The organism is Methylocystis sp., assembly GCF_050251305.1.
Taxonomy (GTDB): domain Bacteria; phylum Pseudomonadota; class Alphaproteobacteria; order Rhizobiales; family Beijerinckiaceae; genus Methylocystis.
The window spans coordinates 1-2,563 of sequence record NZ_JBFWNB010000100.1 but is presented as its reverse complement, the minus strand read 5'-3'; the positions used below and the strand labels follow the sequence as shown (position 1 = coordinate 2,563).

Below are 2,563 nucleotides of genomic sequence, written 5' to 3'. Positions count from 1 at the left end.
TCGGGGCGATCATGTTCGTCGCGCTCAGAAACGTGAGCCTCGGCGTGATGAGCGTCGTCGGCAATGTGACGCCGATTGTCTCGGCCTTCGGCGTCTGGGCCCTGCTGGTCGGCGAGGTCGGCTTTTCCGTCGCCGCCGTCGCCTCGGTCGCGATCGGCATCGTCGTCGACGACACCGTCCATTTCTTTACGAAGTTCCAGCGCGGACGGCGCGAGAAGGGCCTTTCGAGCGCCGAGTCGGTGCGCTACGCCTTCGAGACGGTCGGCTTTGCGATCCTTCTTAACACCGTCATCCTGGCGATCGGCTTTTCCATTCTCGTGTTCTCTTCGTTCAAGATCAACGCCGAGCTTGGACTCCTGACCGCCGTCACCATCGTCCTTGCGCTCCTTTTCGATTTCTTCCTACTGCCGGCGCTGCTCATTCTGACGGGCGGCGACCGGCGCCAAACTCAACTTCAAGGAGCCGCCCATGCCAAAGCCCTCGCTTAGACTTGCCATCGCTCTCGCCTTGGCGCTTTTCGCCGCGCCTGCCTTCGCGCAGAGCGAGGCGCAAAAGAAAGGCTATGAGATTTCCGCGCGCTCTGACGCGTCCGATCGCGGTTTCGGCGATTCGAGGGTCGAGGCGACGATGATTCTCAGGAACGCCGCCGGACAGTCGACGGAGCGCGCGCTTTCTTTTCAGACGCTCGAAAAGGAGAATGACGATGTCGGCGACAAGTCGCTCGTCGTCTTCAAATCGCCGCGCGATGTCGAGGGCACGGCGCTCCTCTCCCACGCGAATATTCTGACGCCGGACGATCAGTGGCTCTATCTTCCGGCGCTGAAACGGGTCAAGCGCATCTCCTCGGCCAACAAATCCGGTCCCTTTGTCGGCTCCGAATTCGCCTTTGAGGACTTCACCGCGACGGAGCTTAAAAAATACGCCTATGAATGGCTGCGCGAAGAGACGGTCGACGGCGTCGTCATGGACGTCGTCTCAAGGACGCCGCTTTACGAGAATTCCGGCTATACGAAGCAGATCGCCTGGGTCGACCAGGACGTGTTTCAAGTGCGCAAGGTCGAGTTCTATGATCGCAAGGCCGCGCTTTTGAAAACGCTCTGGCTCGAAGACTATCGCGAGTATGACGGCGTCTGGCGCTCGCATAAATTCCGCATGGTGAATCACCAGTCGGGCAAGGAGACCGATCTCGTCTATGGCGATTTCGCCTTCAAGACGGGGTTCGGCCCGTCGGATTTCACGCCGGCGGTGCTGGAGCGAATTCGGTAAACGAGGCGATCGGGGATTCGATTGAAACATCGCGTGACATCGATGGCCCATGCGGGCGCGCTTGCGCTGCTCGCGGCGCCCGCATGGGCTGGCGAGTGGGACGTCGGGGCGTCCGTCGCCGGCGAGCTGCGTCTGTTTCCTGGCGATCCGCTCTATCCGGCCCAGTTGGACGCCGTTCAGCCCTCGGCGACGATCGAGCCCGACATCCGCTGGCAAAGCGTGGACCGGCGCCATCAAGCGGTCGTCATCCCCTTTGTCCGCGTCGACGCGCAGGACGCGGCGCGCACGCATGGCGACATTCGCGAAGCTTATTACCGTTATTCCGGCGATCATTGGTCCGTGCTCGTCGGCCTGGCGAAAGTCTTCTGGGGCAAGGCCGAGTCGCGCCATCTCGTCGACATCATCAACCAGGACGACGCCGTCGAGGACATAGACGGCGAGGACAAGCTCGGCCAGCCGATGATTCAAGCAAGTCTGCGCGGCGACTGGGGCCGCGTGGAGTTCTTCGTGCTGCCGGGATTTCGCGAGCGGACCTTTCCGGGCGAGGCGGGCCGGCTGCGGACCGATCCGCCGGTCTCGAAGGAACGGGAAATCTTCGAAGCGCCGGCGGGGCGCGCCCATGTCGATTTCGCGGCGCGCTATTCGCACTATGTCGGCGACGTCGATATCGGCCTTTCGGTCTTTCGCGGAACCTCGCGCGAGCCGCGCTTTCTCGTCGAGCCCGGCGGATCTGAATTTATTCCGATCTACGACCAGATCACGCAGTTCGGCGCCGATATTCAGTATACGAAAGGCGCGTGGCTTTGGAAATTCGAGGGCGCCGTGCGCGACGGGCGGGGCGATACGTTCTTCGCTTCCGTCGCCGGCTTTGAATATACGCTCTATCAGGTCCTCGGGAGCGCCGATCTCGGCCTGCTCGCCGAGCATCTTTATGACGGGCGCGACGAGGATATCGCGCCTTTCGCCGGCGGCTTTGCGAGCGCGGCCCCGCTGACGCCCTTCGACAATGACGTCTTTATCGGCGCGCGGCTCGCCTTCAACGACGCGCAGGACGCCTCGCTCCTTGCCGGCGCGGTCATCGATCTTGCCGACGCCACGACGGCGATGTCGATCGAAGCCGAGCGGCGGATCGGCGCGAACTGGACGATCGAAATCGAAAGCCGGCTTTTCTTTAATGCGGACGCCGCAAATCCGTTCGCCTTTTTCCGTCGCGACGACTTCGCGACCCTGCGCCTGACGCGATATTTTTAGCGCGAGGCTTGCGTCTATCCCGATTTTTTCACCCAGGCGCCGGGAT

At 62.2% G+C, this 2,563-nt stretch carries 3 protein-coding genes; all 3 read left to right on the top strand.

What is annotated here, in order from left to right; all coding sequences use genetic code 11:
- On the top strand, positions 1-488 hold a 488-nt coding region (locus AB7F41_RS17230), incomplete at its 5' end, for an MMPL family transporter (RefSeq protein WP_428406734.1).
- Positions 469-1,266: an outer membrane lipoprotein-sorting protein gene (locus AB7F41_RS17225; RefSeq protein WP_428406733.1), complete on the top strand. Its 798-nt coding sequence runs from the start codon at positions 469-471 to the stop codon at positions 1,264-1,266. The genes AB7F41_RS17230 and AB7F41_RS17225, both read left to right, overlap by 20 nt.
- A 33-nt stretch (positions 1,267-1,299) precedes the next feature.
- A complete protein-coding gene (locus AB7F41_RS17220) occupies positions 1,300-2,517 on the top strand; it encodes a hypothetical protein (RefSeq protein WP_428406732.1) in 1,218 nt (405 codons plus the stop codon).
- The last annotated feature ends 46 nt before the right edge of the window (positions 2,518-2,563 follow it).